The sequence below is a fragment of the Bradyrhizobium sp. MOS003 genome (assembly GCF_003020125.1).
Classification (GTDB): Bacteria; Pseudomonadota; Alphaproteobacteria; order Rhizobiales; family Xanthobacteraceae; genus Bradyrhizobium.
In genome coordinates this window covers 438,050-454,824 of the sequence record NZ_PYFW01000001.1, presented here as the reverse complement: position 1 = coordinate 454,824, position 16,775 = coordinate 438,050, and the positions used below count along the sequence as shown (strand labels likewise).

Here is a 16,775-nt window from a genome sequence, read left to right as displayed (position 1 = left end):
GCCGAAGACCCTCTCTATAAGGGCGCCAACTGGCGGCGGGCGCAATCCTGCCGCCGCTGTTCTTTGAGCAGTTGCAGGCGCCTTGAGCTTAGAGGCTCTTTGGGCCTCAGAGACAGCCGCAAGGCTGTCGCTCATGTTCCGGGGACAGCCCAGCAACCGAACACCCTTAATCCGAGCGTCGATTACGCGGTCAAGCAAGCCGGCGCTACCCGACCAAGACGCGACCGGTACCCGCAAAGGATATTGAGACCATGGCCAATACCACCTCCGCCAAGAAAGCGACGCGCAAGATCGCCCGCCGCACCGCCGTCAACAAGTCGCGCCGCACCCAGATGCGCGGTGCCGTGCGTAACGTCGAAGAAGCCATCGCGACCGGCGACCGCGCCGCTGCCGTGAAGGCGCTGGCGAATGCCGAGCCCGCCTTGATGCGCGCCGCCCAGCGCAACATCATTCACAAGAACAACGCCAGCCGCAAGGTCTCGCGGCTCACCGCGCAGATCGCCAAGCTCGCGAAGTAAGATCGTCAAGTAACGGCGACGGATTGATCGACGATCAATCCAACATCATACGCGTCAAATAGCCCGGCACCGAGCCGGGCTTTTTTGTTGCCTGTCATTTCGCGCACGCGTCACACCGCAGTCGACCATCGATTGGAGGGTTTGCTCCGCTTGCGCTATGTTTCGTTCCGTAATTCTACTTGCGGATCTCCTGCAACAGGCGAAACTTCCACCGCGTTGCAAAAACCCCTGTGCTGCGGGCTCAACTTGAATCCGCGGGCGACCAAAGTTCTACACACCGTAGATTCACAGGAACGCACATCAGCGTGGAGTTACCCTGTGAAACGAGACTCAAAAAACGATGACTCGCTAATCACTTATCGACATAGCGACCGCAAGCATTTGGAAAATTCGCCCCGCGCGTCGGGCGCGTGACAAATTTGTAAAAAAAATTGGCGGTGGCGGAGAATTGTCACATGAGATGCGGCATTCTCGATTCTGCGCACGAATCCAGAAACTTGCTTCCGAGCCTGTGAACAACTCGCGTGCGGCGTTAACCGACGTCAAGTTTTTTTGGTGGCTCAAGTGAGAATCAATTCGTTGCGAGTCTTTCCGCTTAGTGTATTCCTTAGTCGTCAGCGGCGCCCACGATCTTCAGACCAGCGCGGTTTAGGAAACGGGGCGAGCGTGCAAATCGGCGGCGGTGTGCACGTAGGCGACGCTTCAAAAAGCGAATGTCGGATCAAAAACCCATAGCAATGTGGGAATGGTAGCTCTTTGTCTGAACGTCTCCAAACGGGATCTTGCGATCCCGATCTCACGAGGCGCACGGACATCGCAAAGTTACCCCGGCACGAGCGATGGCGAAGCCGCGCGGACGACGAGTACGACGGGCGGGACATTCGCGACGTGAGCGACTGTCTTTCACACGCAGGACCTTGCCGTGAGCTATCACGGCAGGACGGGGAGGTATCATGTCCTACGGATTCAACGCGGTATTGACACAAGTTCCATCGTTCAACGATGCCGTCTCCGATCCGTCCAGCGTTCAGCCTCCCACCTGCGAAAGCGCGTCGAGTACGCGCTGACCTCGCGAACTCTCCATCTCCGACATCGCTGATCTGACCCGCGGCGCATTCCGCCGAACGGTCGAGCCATGCCCGACGATGGACTCGCTTGAGGTCGCGCCATGACAGGAAGCCCTGCATGGCGCTCACCACGCAACCTTATCTCTCAAGAGAAGTTTTCTGACGATGACAATGGAACAGGATCGCTGGTCACGCGTGAAGAGCCGGCTGCGCTCGAACGTTGGCGAAGACGTCTACACGAGCTGGTTTGCACGCATGGATCTCGAAGGCGTGCAGGACGAGAGCGTGCGGCTCTCGGTGCCCACGCGCTTTCTGAAGAGCTGGATCCAGGCCCATTATGCCGAGCGCGTGCTGTCGTGCTGGCAGGCCGAGATGCCCGAAGTGCATCGCATCGACCTCACGGTTCGTTCGGCCGTGCGCCCGGTGGTCCAGCCGAAGGAAGCCCCCGCGCCGGTCGAGACGCGACGCGCGCCCACGCCGGAGCTGCGCTCGACCGCAACCGCGCCGGTGTCGGCCAATCATGACGCGCTCGGCGGCTCGCCGCTCGATCCGCGCCTGACTTTCGCAAGCTTCGTCGTCGGCCGCTCCAATACGCTGGCGCATGCGGCTGCGCGTCAGGTCGCGGAAGGTCGCCGCGGCGATCCCGTGATGTTCAATCCGCTCTACATCCATGCCGGGGTCGGGCTCGGCAAGACGCATCTGCTGCAGGCGGTGACCTGGGCCGGCAATTCCGGCAACGAGCGCAAGGTGCTTTATCTCACCGCGGAAAAATTCATGTACGGCTTCGTCGCCGCGCTGAAGACGCAGACGGCGCTGGCCTTCAAGGAAGCGCTGCGCGGCATCGACGTGCTTGTCATCGACGATCTCCAGTTCCTGCAGGGCAAGTCGACCCAGGCCGAGTTCTGTCACACGCTGAACGCGCTGATCGATGCCGGCCGCCAGGTCGTGATCGCGGCCGACCGTCCGCCGTCCGATCTCGAAAGCCTCGACGACCGCGTCCGCTCGCGGCTCGCCGGCGGCCTCGTGGTCGAGATGGGCTCGCTCGGCGAAGAGCTGCGCCACGGCATCCTCAAATCGCGCGTCGCAGCCGCCCGCGCCCATCATGCGACCTTCGAGGTGCCGGAGGAGGTGCTGCTTTATCTGGCGCGCACCATCACCCACAATGGCCGCGACCTCGAAGGCGCGATCAACCGCCTGCTGGCGCATTCCAAGCTCAACAACCGGCCGGTGACGCTGGAGATGGCGGAGCACGAGGTGCGGGACCTGGTCCGGCCGCAGGAGCCGAAGCGGATCAAGATCGAGGACATCCAGCGCGTGGTGGCGCGGCAGTACAATGTCAGCCGCTCCGACCTGCTCTCCTCACGCCGCACCGCCAACGTGGTGCGCCCGCGCCAGGTGGCGATGTATCTCGCCAAGACGCTGACCCTGCGCTCGCTCCCCGAGATCGGCCGCCGATTCGGCGGGCGCGACCACACCACGGTGCTGCACGCCGTACGCAAGATCGAGGCCCTGGTCTCCAAGGACACCGCGCTGTCCGAGGAAGTGGAGTCGCTGAAGCGCCAGCTTCAGGAATAGAAGCCTAAGCTCCCGCCATTCTCCCGCCGTCCCGGCCACGCCTGGGGCGGCGGTTTTCTTTTGGGCGGTAAATCGTGGGAATCGTGCGGAACTGGGGCCCCAATCCCTTGAAACGGATGGCTTTCCGAGCCACCTTGCGCGACCCTGGCGGCTTTGGTCATATCGGCTGGATGATCGGGCTTTCCGGGGTCTTCGGTGCCGTGGCGCGCGTTCCGCCGCCCGGCTTTTCCAACGCTGTGTTTTCTTTGGGATCGGGCGAGTAGTGCAATGAAGGTTACGGTCGAACGCGCGCAACTCCTGAAGTCGCTGGGCCATGTCCATCGCGTGGTCGAGCGCCGCAACACGATTCCGATCCTCGGCAACGTGCTGGTCCGGGCCGAGAACGCCAAATTGTCGCTGAAGGCGACCGACCTCGACCTCGAGGTGACGGAGACGCTGCCGGCGGAAACCGCGACCGCGGGCTCCACGACCGTGCCGGCGCACATGTTCTACGACATCGTACGCAAGCTGCCGGACGGATCGCAGATCGTGCTCGAAGCCGACGGCGACCGCGCCGTGCTGGCGATCCGCGCCGGCCGCTCGCGCTTCACGCTGCAGACCCTGCCGGAGAATGATTTCCCGGATCTGGCCGCCGGCGACATGTCGCATTCGTTCTCGCTCGCCGCCAAGGACGTCAAGCGGCTGATCGACCGCACCCAGTTTGCGATCTCCACGGAGGAGACCCGCTATTACCTCAACGGCATCTATCTGCACGCCGCCGGCACGCCCAAGGCCGCGACCTTGCGCGGCGTCGCCACCGACGGCCACCGCCTCGCCCAGCTCGATCTGGTGCAGCCCAAGGGCGCCGAGGGCATGCCCGGCGTGATCGTGCCGCGCAAGACTGTCGGCGAGGTGCAGCGCCTGATCGAGGACACCGACGCCGAGATGACGATCGAGTTGTCGCAGGCAAAAATCCGCTTCACCATCGGCAACGTCGTGCTGACCTCGAAACTGATCGACGGCACCTTCCCCGACTACGGCCGCGTCATCCCGCAGGGCAACGACAAGGAGCTCGTCGTCGACAAGAAGGACTTCGAGAACGCGGTCGACCGCGTCTCCACGATTTCGAGCGAGCGTGGCCGCGCGGTGAAGCTCTCGCTGGCGCCGGGCAAGCTGGTGCTGTCGGTGACCAATCCGGATTCCGGCAGCGCCACCGAAGAGCTGGAGGTCGAATACGCCTCCGATGCCCTCGATATCGGTTTCAACTCGCGCTATCTGCTCGACATCGCCTCCCAGATCGAAGGCGACGTCGCAACACTCCGGCTCGCCGATCCCGGCTCCCCGACCCTCGTGCAAGACCGCGACGACAAGAGTGCGCTTTACGTGTTGATGCCGATGCGGGTGTGAGACCTACCGGCATCCATACCTGTCACTACATCGTCATGGCCGGGCTTGTCCCGGCCATCCACGTCTTCGGTGCCAAGAACGTGGATGCCCGGCACAAGGCCGGGCATGACGGAAAACGGATTTCATGACCCCCTCCCGCATTCATCGCCTGACGCTGACGCATTTTCGCAATTATCGCGCGGCGGGGCTCGAGACGGCGGCCGACATGGTGGCGCTGGTCGGGCCGAACGGAGCGGGCAAAACCAATTGCATCGAGGCGATCTCGTTCCTGTCACCAGGACGCGGCCTGCGGCGCGCGACGCTGGAAGACGTCGCCGACAACCAGGGCGACGGCTCCTGGGCGGTGTCGGCGCAGGTCGAGGGCGCGTTGGGACTGGCGACGCTCGGCACCGGCATCGAGCCGCCGCGCGCTGACGCCGCCGTGAGCCGGCGCTGCCGCATCGACCGCGAGCCGGTGGGTTCGGCGGCCGCCTTCGGCGACCATATCCGCATGGTGTGGCTGACGCCGGCGATGGACGGGCTGTTCATGGGCGCAGGCTCGGAGCGGCGGCGCTTCTTCGACCGCCTGGTGCTGGCGATCGACAGCGAGCATTCCAGCCGCATCAACGCGCTGGAGCGCTCGCTGCGCTCGCGCAACCGCCTGCTCGAAACCCGCAATTACGACGACCATTGGTGCGACGCCATCGAGCGCGAGACCGCGGAGCTTGCGGTCGCGGTCGCGGCAACGCGCGGCCAGACCGCGGCGCGCCTCACCGGCATGCTGAATGCGCGCGCGCAGGCCTCCGCTTTTCCATCGGCGCAGATCGCGCTCGACGGCTGGATGGAAAACGCGCTGCTGAACGAGACGGCGACGTCGGTCGAGGACCGCTATCGCCAGATCCTGCGCGACAACCGTCCGCGCGATGCCATCGCCGGCCGCACCACCGACGGCCCGCACCTCACCGATCTCCAGGTGATCTATGCGCCGAAAAGCATGCCCGCGCGCGATGCGTCCACGGGCGAGCAGAAGGCGCTGCTGATCGGGCTGGTGCTGGCGCATGCGAGCCTGGTCGCCGAGATGACCGGCATCGTGCCGCTGTTGCTGCTCGACGAGGTCGTCGCCCATCTCGATCCCAGCAGGCGCGCCGCGCTGTTCGACGAGCTGCGCAAGCTCGGCGCGCAAGTGTGGCTGACCGGCGCGGATCCGGCCGCCTTCACCGAGATCGGCGCTGGAGGCGAAGTCTTCGACGTCGAGAGCGGACAGGTCTCGTCCCGACGCTAGGCCGCTACATTGAACCCGACCGTTTCCGGCCGCGACTAGCTGCTTGAGGCTGCAAGATGCGGCCATCGCGCGGGATTTCAGCCATGCGCGACATCCTTGGAGCATGAGCATGGCGACGGTGGGGCGTGGAGCGCAAGCTCCGGCACGATGGCAACTCATTGCGTGCGGCCTCGCGCTGTTCGGAAGCTGCCTGCTCGCGGCCAGTGCCGGCGCCTTCGTGTCGAACCTGCCGCCGCTGTTCTCGGGCGCGCTCACGCTGGACCCTGCTGCCAGGCTGCCTGCGCCGACCCGCTACAGCTATCGCGGAATCCACACCACGGTGATGCCCGGCATCGAAGCTCCGCTCCGGACCAGGCTCGAAGCCCGCGTGCCTGCAACGCTCGGTGACGTCCTGACGTTTTATCGCAGCGAGCTTCGAAAGCTCGGTTGGCAGGAACTGCAGGAAGACGCGGTGGTCACCGCCGATCGCGCGCGGCTCGCCTTCGTCTCCCCGATCGGGCCGGCAGCGCTGCAGCTCGACCGCGATGGCGGCAGCACCTCGGTGCATCTCCTGCAGAAGAATTCGGATGTCGCCACACGCGCGAACGTGCTGCCTGAACCAGGCAAAGCGAAGCTGGTGTTCAGCAACATCGGCGAGAACGAGGCCGTGCTCACGATCAACGAGCGGACCATCCCTCGCCCTGCCGGAGCCAACGCCGTCGCGCTGGACCTCATGCCCGGCAAATATTCCTACGAGCTGAGCGCGTGGGGCCGTCCGGCCACCACGAACATGCTCGCCGTCGCAGCCGGCGATACCTGGGAGCTCGCGGTCGGGCGCGACGGAGCGGCGTGGCCGCCTCTCCAGCTGTATTGAGCTCCGCCTTCTGTTCGCCCGCGCGGCCTGTTGAACCTGCCCGGTTCCTGCCGCGACTTCTGGTCTGAGGCCGCGCCGATGGTGCCGCAGCCTGCAATGCGCGGGCATGAAGCCGCGCCCAAATCCAGGAGTTCTGACGATGCCGATGATCCGGCGCGGGGCGCAAGCCCCCGCAAGATGGCTGCTCCTTGCTTGCGGCATTCTCGCGATGGCGGGCACGCCCCGTCACGCGAGCGCAGCAGACGACGGCATCATCGACGTCCGTACCCTGCCGCGGCCGGACGGCGCGGTGGAGGACACCTCGCGGGCGGACACTCATCGTGTGACATACGCCGTGCCGGGCGGGGTTGCCGCCGCGTCGGAGACCACCAAGAAGCTGCTGAGCGCGGAGGGCTGGGTGCCCTATGTGTACCCGCTGGACGAGAATAGCTCCGCGCTGGCCTTCAAGAAGGGACGGCAGGGACTCCGTGCCTCCTTCACTCAGGCCCGCGGCCAGTCCGCCGTGTCCTACACGCCGAACCGGATCTATTCCAACGTGCCGTTTCCGGACGGTGCGACCGAGCTCGTGTTCGACGAGACCCGGCCCTATCTCGGCTGCATCGCGCCCGGCGCGCTGGATGCGACCTCCGATTTCTTCGGGAGGGAGATGGCTGCCATGGGATGGCGCAAGCTCGCGGCCGAGACGGCGTCACGCTGGCCGAACGCCGATCTCGGCGAGACCGTCCCGAACGGGGTACGCGCCTTCTACGACCATCCCGGCGGCGACACGACGCAGTTCTACAAGCAGAAGCCGGTGATGCTGACCCTCACGCGTCGCTTCGACGGCCGCACCAATGTCGAGATCCGGGTGGCGCCGTTCGCGCTGCCCCAAGAGCTCGAGGCCGACGATGACATGGCCGGCCTGCCGCGCCCCAAGCCAACCAAGTCTGCGCGAGGCCTCGGCGGCGCGAGCTCCAACAAGCGCGAGATGTCGGCGGCCGCGATGGCCGAACTGCCCGCGGTGCTCGCCTTCTATCGTCGCGAGCTAGTTGCGCGCGGCTGGCAGGAAGATGGCAAGGTACCGCTCGTGCCCGGCGACGATGTCGCGATCAATATCTCCTCGGCGGAGGAGACCGGCGTGCTGCGGCTCGGCCGCAAGTATGATTTCACGATGATCAGCCTGACCGCGCAGGTGAAGGACTCAGCGCTTGCCGCCCGCGCCAAGGCGAAGAAGGAGGCCGATGCGAGATTCCTCGGCGATGCCTTGGGTGCTGCCCAGCAGCTCATTGCTGCCGATGAGGCCAGGCGCAAGACGCAGGCGGCTTCCCTGTCCGATGCGCCGCTCAACGTGCTCGCCGACAGCAAGACGCCGGTGCCGCTGCCCGAAAACGCCGAAGGCGTGAGCTTCGAAGGCGGCGATGGCCGGCTGGAATTTTCCTCGGCGTCGAGCGTGAAGGCGCTCAGCACCTTCTACCGTGCGACGCTGAAGGGCTCGGGCTGGAAGGAGCAGCCCTCCGTCATCAACCAGCCCAACATGGCGGTGATGGCGTTCTCCAGGGGCGGCAAGTCGATCTCGATGACCGTGATGCAGATGGGTCCGAAGGTGAATGTCCGCGCCAACGGCTCGGGCCTGGTGACGGAAGCGGCCAAGCCGGCGGCCACGGCGGAAGTACAGGCCCAATCCTCCGAACCGCTCAAGCCCGACTCCGACTCCCAACTGCCCGTGCCGACGCAGCGTTCGTCGAAATCCTTTGCCACCACGAAGATCCCCGGCGGCGAGGCGCCGCTGCGCCGCGAGCTGACCGCCAGCATCCCGGCGCCGCTCCAGGATGTTCTCACCTTTTATCGTGCGGAGCTGTCCAGGCTCGGCTGGCAGGAAAAGACCGGCGGCGCAGCCGTGTCCGCGGAACGCGCAAAGATCGACTTCACCTCACCGCAGGGCCCGGCCACGCTCACACTCGGCCATACCAAAGGCGAGACCACGGTCAATCTGGCACAGAAGAATGCGGATGTAGCTGCTAAGGCCGACATCATGCCCAAGGAGGGACAGGCGAGGCTCATGCTTGGCAATATGGGATCGAGCGAGGCCTCGCTGACGATCAACAAGCAGACCGTCAAGATCGCTGCCGGGGCCGGCGGCCCGCGATCGCCGAAAGGCCCGATGCTCGATCTGCCGCCGGGCACGTACCAGTACGCGCTGCGCATGCCCGGGCAGCCCGCCCGCACCGAGGCATTAACTGTCGCAGCGGGCGAGGCCTGGGGCCTTTTGGTCGGCCCGAGCGGCGACGTGCTGCCGCTGCAGATGTATTGAGGCTGTGCCGCGCTCCTGCTCTCTCGGCATCGTCATGGCCGAGCTTGTCCCGGCCTTCCACGTTCCTCGGTCCGCTTAGCGGGGTCGTGGATGCCCGGGACAAGCCCGGGCATGACGAAGCCATAAGCGTGCCTCAAAACGCGCCTCGAAACAGCTTCCCGAGCCCGCAAAAACCACGCCGTTCAACGGCTGAAAAACGCCTTCGAATCGGGCTTTTTGCAGCCCTCGAAATTGGCCGTCAGAAGGCTTGAAAACCGGCCAAAAAACCCCATTTAGTCAAAGGGTTGGCGGAAGATACTTTGCGCTAGGCGCAAACTCTCTTTCGTGGCACAAATAGCTCGCAAATCAGCGCCTTTTGCGCAGCTGATTCGGGCGACATCTCGAAGGCCTCTCATGACAGAACCTGCTCGGCAGACGCCTGCCGAAAACGAGCCCTCAAATCCAAGCGATTACGGGGCGGAATCGATCCGCGTGCTCAAGGGTCTCGATGCCGTCCGCAAGCGCCCGGGCATGTATATCGGCGACACCGACGACGGCTCGGGCCTGCACCACATGGTCTACGAGGTCGTCGACAATGCGATCGATGAAGCGCTGGCGGGCCACGCCACGCGCGTCGACGTCGTGCTCAATGCCGACAATTCCGTCACGGTGCGCGACGACGGCCGTGGCATTCCCGTCGACATCCATAAGGGCGAAGGCATCTCGGCGGCCGAAGTCATCATGACCCAGCTCCACGCCGGCGGAAAGTTCGACCAGAACTCCTACAAGGTCTCCGGCGGCCTGCACGGCGTCGGCGTCTCCGTCGTCAACGCGCTGTCGAGCAAGCTTGGCTTGCGAATCTGGCGCGACAACAAGGAGCACTACATCGAGTTCGCCCACGGCCATGCGGTCGCACCGCTCAAGGTCGTCGGCGATGCGCCGGGCAGGCGCGGCACCGAGGTGACGTTCCTCGCCTCGGGCGAGACCTTCAAGAACATCGAATATGATTTCGCCACGCTCGAGCACCGGCTACGCGAGCTCGCCTTCCTCAATTCCGGCGTCAACATCGCACTCTCCGACATGCGACATGCAGTCGAGAAGCGCGAGGAGATGCACTATTCCGGGGGCGTCGAGGAATTCGTCAAATATCTCGATCGCAACAAGAAGGCGATCGTGCCGGCGCCGATCATGGTTCGCGCGGAAGCCAACGGCATCGGCGTCGAGGCCGCTCTGTGGTGGAACGACAGCTACCACGAGAACGTGCTGTGTTTCACCAACAACATCCCGCAGCGCGACGGCGGCACCCATCTGGCCGGCTTCCGCGGCGCGCTGACGCGCCAGGTCAACGGTTATGCCGACGCCCATGCCAAGAAGGAAAAGATCGCGCTGACCGGCGACGACTGCCGCGAAGGCCTCACCGCCGTGCTGTCGGTGAAGGTGCCCGATCCGAAATTCTCGTCGCAGACCAAGGACAAGCTGGTGTCCTCGGAAGTGCGCCCCGTGGTCGAGAACGTGCTGAACGAAGCGCTCCAGGCCTGGTTCGAGGAGCACCCCAGCGAAGCCAAGATGATCGTCGGCAAGGTGATCCAGGCCGCCGCCGCCCGCGAAGCCGCGCGAAAGGCGCGCGAGCTGACGCGCAAGAGCCCGCTCTCGGTCTCCTCGCTGCCCGGCAAGCTCGCCGACTGCCAGGAAAAGGACCCGGCGAAATCCGAGCTCTTCATCGTCGAGGGTGACTCGGCCGGCGGCAGCGCCAAGCAGGGCCGCAACCGCGAATTCCAGGCCGTCTTGCCGCTCCGCGGCAAGATCCTCAACGTCGAACGCGTGCGCCCCGACAAGATGCTGGGCAGCGAGCAGATCGGCACACTGATCACCGCGCTCGGCACCGGCATCAGCGACGAATTCTCGATCGAGAAGCTGCGTTATCACAAGATCATCGTGATGACGGACGCCGACGTCGACGGCGCCCACATCCGGACGCTGCTGCTGACCTTCTTCTACCGCCAGATGCGCGAGATCATCGACGGCGGCTACCTCTATATCGCCCAACCGCCGCTGTATAAGGTCAACCGCGGCAAGTCCGAGCAGTACCTCAAGGACGAGAGAGCGCTGGAGGATTACCTGATCGACACCGGGCTCGACGACTGCGTCTACATTCCAGGCTCCGGCGGCGATCGCACCGGACGCGATCTGCGTTCGCTGATCGACGACGCCCGCGCCGTCCGCGGCATCCTGCGCAGCCTGCACACCCGCTACAATCGCAAGGTGATCGAGCAGGCCGCCATCACCGGCGTGCTCAACAAGGCGATCTACGGCGATCCGGAGAAAGCCGCCGCGGCCGCGCAATACATCGCCGCCCGCCTCGACACGCTCGCCGACGAGGTCGAGCGCGGCTGGGTCGGCCAATACGTCGAAGGCCAGGGCTTCCAGTTCGAGCGCACGGTGCGCGGCGTCAAGGAAGCCGCCGTCATCGACGATGCCTTCCTGGGCTCGGCCGAAGCCCGCAAGCTCGACGAATACACCGTGAAGCTCCAGGACGTTTATGCTCGCCCCGGCAAGCTGCGGCGCAAGGACGTGGAGCACATGGTCTACGGCCCGGTCGACCTGTTCGAAGCGGTCACCGACGCCGGCCGCAAGGGCGTCACGCTGCAGCGCTACAAAGGTCTGGGTGAGATGAACCCGGAGCAGCTCTGGGAGACGACGCTGGACACCAATGCCCGCTCGCTGCTGCAGGTGAAAGTCAAGGAGGTCGACGAGGCCGACGACATCTTCACCAAGCTGATGGGCGACGTGGTCGAGCCGCGCCGAGACTTCATCCAGGAACATTCGCTGAGCGCGACGATCGACATCTGAGGCCGTTGCATCAGATGTTTGTCGTGCCCGGGCTTATCCCGCCAGCGCGGCCAAAGCCGCTTCGGCGCGGACAAGCCCGGCCATGACGACGCGGGTGTATCTCGGCTGAACCTCACCGCCCGCCATTGCGACGAAACGGCGTGACCCATAAGGCCAATTCCGGCCGGGAAGCCTCGCGCCATGACCGCCTCTGCAACGACCAGCTCCGCCACGCCCTCACGCCGCCTCGGCATCATCGGCAGCATTGTCGGCATGCTGGCGCTGATGGCGGCGGTGCTTCCGCATTGGGTCGTGCCGATGGTGTTCCCGCCCCCGCCGGCGGACAAGGTGATCGTGGACACCGGACATCGCATCAAGGACCGCATCGTCGCAAAGGTAAAGGGCGTGGAGTATCAGGCTCCGAAGGTCGAGAAGTCGGCTGGACGAAGTTGGAGTGAAACCGGGTCGGTCGCAGCGATCTCGCTCGGGCTGCTCGCCATCCTGCTCTCGGTCCTTGCCCTGGTGTTTCGCGAAGAGAGACTCCTGGCCGGCGTGGCTGCCGCGCTCGGCACCGGCGCGATCGCCATCGAGATCTCCTTTCTGGCTATGGGCCTCTTGCTGCTGATCGTGATCCTTTATGTGGTGGCCAATATCATCGGCTTGTTCTAAACGCCGGGGCCAGCGTGACTGTTCGGGTCCAATGAGCGGCCCTCCGCCGCCACAAGTGCAGAATTGCTACCCTGCTCAATTCTCGGTAGTTTCCGCCTCCGAAGCAGCCCGCCCCACCGCAACAGGACGGAGACAACCGACGTGGCGCCCATCCAATATATCGTCGAGGGCGGTCACCGGCTCTCGGGCTCGATCGAGCCGTCCGGCAACAAGAATTCCGCGCTGCCGATCATCGCCGCGGCCCTGCTCACCGAGCATCCCGTGGCGCTGGAGAACGTGCCGCGCATCCGCGACACCGAGACGCTGGTCGAACTGATTCGCTCGGTCGGCGCGTCCGCGGAATGGACCGGGCGCAACACGCTGCACATCCATGCCAAGAGCATCCGCGCCGCCGATCTCGACCCCGAGCTGTGCGTGCGCATCCGCGCCTCGATCCTGCTCGCGGGCCCCCTGCTCGCGCGCTGCGGCGAAGTGATGCTGCCGCCGCCCGGCGGCGACGTCATCGGCCGCCGCCGGCTCGACACCCATGTGCTCGCGCTGGAGCAGCTCGGCGCCAAGGTCACCGCGACCGACCGGCTCGAATTCCGCGCCCCAAGGCTTTCCGGCGCGGACGTGTTCCTGGACGAGCCGAGCGTCACCGCGACGGAGAACGCGCTGGTGGCGGCGGTGGCCGCCGACGGAATCACCTATCTGCGCAACGCCGCCTCCGAGCCGCATGTGCAGGATCTCGCCAACTTCCTCGTTGCGCTCGGTGCCAAGATCGAGGGCATCGGCACCAACACCATGATCATCCATGGCCCCGCGACGCTGGGCGGAACGACGTACCGGATCCAGCCCGACCATATCGAGGTCGGCTCGCTGATCGGGCTTGCCGCCGTAACGCGCTCTCCCTTACGCATCACCCGCGCCGGCGTCGAGCATCTGCGCTCGATCCGCATGGGCTTCGAGCGGCTCGGCATCGTCTGCCGCGTCGAGGGCGACGACCTGATCGTGCCGTCGAACCAGACGCTGAAGATCCAGGACGATTTCGGCGGCCACGTGCCGAAGCTGGAAGACCAGCCCTGGCCGGCCTTCCCGGCCGATCTGATGTCGATCGCGATCGTCACCGCCACGCAATGCGAGGGCGTGATCCTGATGTTCGAGAAGATGTTCGAATCCAGGATGTTCTTCGTCGACAAGCTGATCGCGATGGGCGCGCGCATCGTGCTGTGCGACCCGCACCGCGCGATTATCGCGGGCCCCAGCCGCCTGCACGGTGCGACCTTGACCTCGCCCGACATCCGCGCCGGCATGGCCATGCTGCTGGCCGCCGTGTGCGCGCAGGGCACTTCCACCATCAACAACGCCGACCAGATCGAGCGCGGCTACGAGCGCATCGAGGAACGGCTGAACGCACTGGGCGCGAAGATCACGCGCGTGCCGGAGCGCAGCTGAAGCGCGATGCGACTGCGATGAATCGTCATCGCGCCTGCCGTGCGCATGATGCTCGGGAGACCGCGAAGCAATCATGCGCCAGCACACCACCTATTTCGATGGGATCGCGTCGAAAGCCTTTTTGCAGTCTGCGGACAGGCTCGCGTAATTGTCGCCGAGGCATTTGCGGATGCGGCCACCCCCAGGCATGGTGCCGGCGCAGAACCGTGAATAGTCTGCCTTGCAGGCCTGCTTCGCCTCGCTCCGCGCATCGCCTGCGGAGGCCTGCGACAGGAACAGCACGAGAAGTGCGATCAGGCTCGCGGCGGCCAGACCCGCCCGGACATAAACGGCAGTTCGCCGCGAGAACGTCACCGCCGATCCGCTTGCCGGCCGGCCAAATCGTTGCACCATATCATCTCCACCAATTCGCAGACATCGATGTAGGTGATACGTCTGGGCGGCCCGAATCCCTCGTTCACTCTGCGAGGCTCAGCGAAAATAACCGCCGACAAGTTGGCGGCGTCCTTTCGGCGAAATTCGTTCCAGCGTTTCGACGAATGTCGCGATGACGAGGTCACCTATTTTCAGGCGTTTGTCGCGAGCGTCCTTGACCGCCGCGTCCAGTTCGGCCTTGTCCAGATCCGTCTGTGCCGCGGTTTTCATCGCCTTGACCAGCGCATGCCGGTACTCGGTCTGCAGCGGTAGAAGCTCGGCCTCCTTGCCCTGATAGATGCTCCACAGGATCTCCGCGTCCTCCTTTGGCAACCTTTCCGCGACACGCTCGATCATCCGGAGCGGCATTCCCGCGCCGGGCCGGAAGCCGCCGGGCAGCAGCCATTGCACGGAGACATAAGTGAACAGGATGACGTTGAGGCAGAGCGACAGCAGCACGAGCGCTCGCAAAGCAGACGACGATTCTCGCCAGAACTTCATTGCACCGATCCAAAGCCGATTGCGTAGACGTCGAAGACGCCGCTCATGACCGACAACGGGTCCGATGGCGGATGAACATAGGGAATGGCCCCCGCCAGCCACACGCCAACCAGCACGGAGCAGGCGAGGCTTGCGGCTGGCACAAGGCCGCGCGGAAACAGGAAGCGATGCCACTGCGGACGTCGCTGCTGGACATTTGCAAGTCTTTGCAGGACGAGGAAGCTGGACCGCTCGGCGCGTCCCGCCTCGATTTCCGGCGCGGCGGCAAAGAGGCGATCGAGGCGCGCCTGCTCGGCAAGGATGCGACCGCCTTCCAAGGTCGCCGCGAACGGCCGTGCGGCATTGCGCGTCGCCGCGGGCCAGCGTTCGACGTCGCCGCCCCATGTCTCCGCCAATCGTCTGAACTCATCGAACGTCATGCGAAACTCCCCGTGTCTTGTATTTTCTGGACGCTTTCCCTAAGTGCGGCCCGGGCACGCCCGAGCAGCGATTCGAACGCCTTGGCGCTGAGATTCATCGCTTCAGCCGCTTCCTGGCCGCTCAGCCCTTCCACGTAAAAGAGCGCGATCGCGCCGCGTTGACGGTCCGACAAATTCGCCATTGCCCGCTGGAGCATGCGGTGCTCCTCCGCAGCGATCATGCTTTCAGCGGCGTGCGGCGCCGTATCGGGCACCTCGCCCGCCTCATCGAGGGGATGGAAGCTGCGCCGCCGTGTGCGGTCGAACGTCAAGTTGAGGACGATCCGGTAGAACCATGTGGTGAATTTCGCGACCTTGGGATCGAATGAGGCTGCGTGGGACCAGACACGCAGTAATGCCTCCTGGCCGATATCGTCGGCCTCGGCCGGGTCGCGGACGATCCGTTGTGCCACGCGCAGCGCCCGCGGCATATGGCGCTGCATCAGGATGCGAAACGCGTGCTGTTGCCGCGCCGAAACCTCCACCATCAAGGCCTCGTCCGATGGCTCTTCCGTCATCTCGCCCTGTTGCTCTGGCCTGCGATCATCGTTGCTGCGCGATGCGTCCTGATCCCGGCCCCGGGGAAGATATGCCGCATGGCCGGCACGCACCGGGAGCTTCAATCGCGGGAGCTGCGGCAACAAGCCGCGAGCGCCCCGGTCAGAAGCGCCAATATACGCCGGCTCGAACCGTATGCGTATCGAGCCTGGATTCGCGCTCGCCAAAGGCGGTTGTTCCGACGGTCTGTGCGCCGAGCATCTTGGATCCGTAATTGTCATAGAGATATTCGAGGCGGACCGAGCCCTGCGGCGCGACCCGAAACTCCGCGCCCGCGCCGACCGACCAACCCATCCGGGTGTCGCTCCAATTCGCGACGGCGCCGCTCGCATTGTCGAAAGCCTTGCTCTCCACGCCTGCAATGGCAAGCCCGCCGCTGGCGAACAGCAGGGTCCGCGGGAAAGCGTAACCGATGCGACCACGCAGATGGCTATTCCAGTTGACGGCAGATTGCAGCTGCGTGACAGCCGGTGCGGGTGGGAATCCGGTGTCGATCGTCGCTCGCGCGTCGACGAAGTTCACATCGCCCTCGATGCCGGCGACGATCCGGCCCCATTGCGCCGAGAAGCCCGCCATTGCACCCACAGTCGCTCCCCTGGGATCGACGAAGTAAAATTCACCGGTGGTGGGAAACGAGATGTCCGAGCGGCCCGACAGATAACCGCCCTGGACGCCGAAATAGGGTCCGGCCCAGTTCAGGAGCGCCACCAACGCGGCCTGGGCTTGCGGCGGAGGAGAGGCAGGTAGCCTCAGATCGGCCGCCGCAACGTGGCCAGCCCCCGGTAATGGAGAGAGGATCAGCGCGGCAAGCGTCAGTGCAAATCTCGTTTTCATGCAAAGCTTCCCAATCTCAGACCGGCGCAGCCCGCCGCACCCGAGGAATACGGCGCAAGCCGCACTTTCCTTCGCTCCCAAGCCCGCTTTTTTTCGATCGAGCCGCCTCGTTTCTTGCCGTTACTTCGCCAATCGGGGCTGCTATGCCC

The 16,775-nt window shown here is 64.9% G+C and carries 14 protein-coding genes; 9 read left to right on the top strand and 5 right to left on the bottom strand.

The features are described 5' to 3' along the window. The first annotated feature begins 251 nt into the window (after positions 1 to 251). From rpsT to murA, 9 genes are all read left to right on the top strand, one after another. Positions 252 to 518 (top strand): 30S ribosomal protein S20, encoded by a 267-nt coding sequence (rpsT, locus tag C7G42_RS02210; RefSeq protein ID WP_018319466.1) that lies wholly within the window; start codon positions 252 to 254, stop codon positions 516 to 518. Positions 519 to 1,750: 1,232 nt separating this feature from the next. Beyond that, positions 1,751 to 3,160, top strand: coding sequence for a chromosomal replication initiator protein DnaA (gene dnaA / locus C7G42_RS02200; RefSeq protein WP_106947453.1), 1,410 nt, complete (start codon positions 1,751 to 1,753; stop codon positions 3,158 to 3,160). A 267-nt stretch (positions 3,161 to 3,427) separates the two neighbouring features. Then, positions 3,428 to 4,546: a DNA polymerase III subunit beta gene (dnaN, locus tag C7G42_RS02195; protein ID WP_106947452.1), complete on the top strand. Its 1,119-nt coding sequence runs from the start codon at positions 3,428 to 3,430 to the stop codon at positions 4,544 to 4,546. A 124-nt stretch (positions 4,547 to 4,670) separates the two neighbouring features. Beyond that, positions 4,671 to 5,807 carry a DNA replication/repair protein RecF gene (gene recF, locus C7G42_RS02190; RefSeq protein ID WP_106947451.1) on the top strand — a complete coding sequence of 379 codons (1,137 nt, stop codon included), beginning with the start codon at positions 4,671 to 4,673 and terminating at the stop codon, positions 5,805 to 5,807. Between the two features lie 109 nt (positions 5,808 to 5,916). Continuing rightward, the gene (locus tag C7G42_RS02185; protein ID WP_106948813.1) at positions 5,917 to 6,660 is read left to right on the top strand and encodes a hypothetical protein; all 744 of its coding nucleotides are present in this window, start codon (positions 5,917 to 5,919) and stop codon (positions 6,658 to 6,660) included. A 139-nt stretch (positions 6,661 to 6,799) separates the two neighbouring features. After that, positions 6,800 to 8,950, top strand: coding sequence for a hypothetical protein (locus C7G42_RS02180; protein ID WP_106947450.1), 2,151 nt, complete (start codon positions 6,800 to 6,802; stop codon positions 8,948 to 8,950). 393 nt (positions 8,951 to 9,343) lie between these two features. Then, positions 9,344 to 11,779, top strand: a complete 2,436-nt coding sequence (gene gyrB, locus C7G42_RS02175) for a DNA topoisomerase (ATP-hydrolyzing) subunit B (RefSeq protein ID WP_106947449.1) — start codon at positions 9,344 to 9,346, stop codon at positions 11,777 to 11,779. A 180-nt stretch (positions 11,780 to 11,959) separates the two neighbouring features. Next, on the top strand, positions 11,960 to 12,427 hold the full coding sequence (gene yidI, locus C7G42_RS02170) for an inner membrane protein YidI (RefSeq protein WP_106947448.1): 468 nt from the start codon (positions 11,960 to 11,962) through the stop codon (positions 12,425 to 12,427). Positions 12,428 to 12,568: 141 nt separating this feature from the next. Beyond that, positions 12,569 to 13,861, top strand: coding sequence for a UDP-N-acetylglucosamine 1-carboxyvinyltransferase (gene murA / locus C7G42_RS02165; protein WP_106947447.1), 1,293 nt, complete (start codon positions 12,569 to 12,571; stop codon positions 13,859 to 13,861). Between the two features lie 90 nt (positions 13,862 to 13,951). Here the strand turns inward: murA and C7G42_RS02160 are convergent, their stop codons facing one another. The 5 genes from C7G42_RS02160 to C7G42_RS02140 form a co-directional block, all read right to left on the bottom strand. After that, complete coding sequence (locus tag C7G42_RS02160; protein WP_106947446.1) at positions 13,952 to 14,254, bottom strand: hypothetical protein; 303 nt, start codon at positions 14,252 to 14,254, stop codon at positions 13,952 to 13,954. A gap of 78 nt (positions 14,255 to 14,332) precedes the next feature. Next, entirely contained in the window at positions 14,333 to 14,734 is a 402-nt protein-coding gene (locus tag C7G42_RS02155) for a periplasmic heavy metal sensor (protein WP_245427492.1), read from the bottom strand. 38 nt (positions 14,735 to 14,772) lie between these two features. Continuing rightward, positions 14,773 to 15,195: a hypothetical protein gene (locus C7G42_RS02150; protein WP_106947444.1), complete on the bottom strand. Its 423-nt coding sequence runs from the start codon at positions 15,193 to 15,195 to the stop codon at positions 14,773 to 14,775. Continuing rightward, on the bottom strand, positions 15,192 to 15,857 hold the full coding sequence (locus tag C7G42_RS02145) for an RNA polymerase sigma factor (protein WP_245427490.1): 666 nt from the start codon (positions 15,855 to 15,857) through the stop codon (positions 15,192 to 15,194). The genes C7G42_RS02150 and C7G42_RS02145 overlap by 4 nt, the downstream gene beginning before the upstream one ends. A 37-nt stretch (positions 15,858 to 15,894) precedes the next feature. After that, on the bottom strand, positions 15,895 to 16,626 hold the full coding sequence (locus C7G42_RS02140; RefSeq protein WP_106947443.1) for an outer membrane protein: 732 nt from the start codon (positions 16,624 to 16,626) through the stop codon (positions 15,895 to 15,897). Between the last annotated feature and the right edge of the window lie 149 nt (positions 16,627 to 16,775).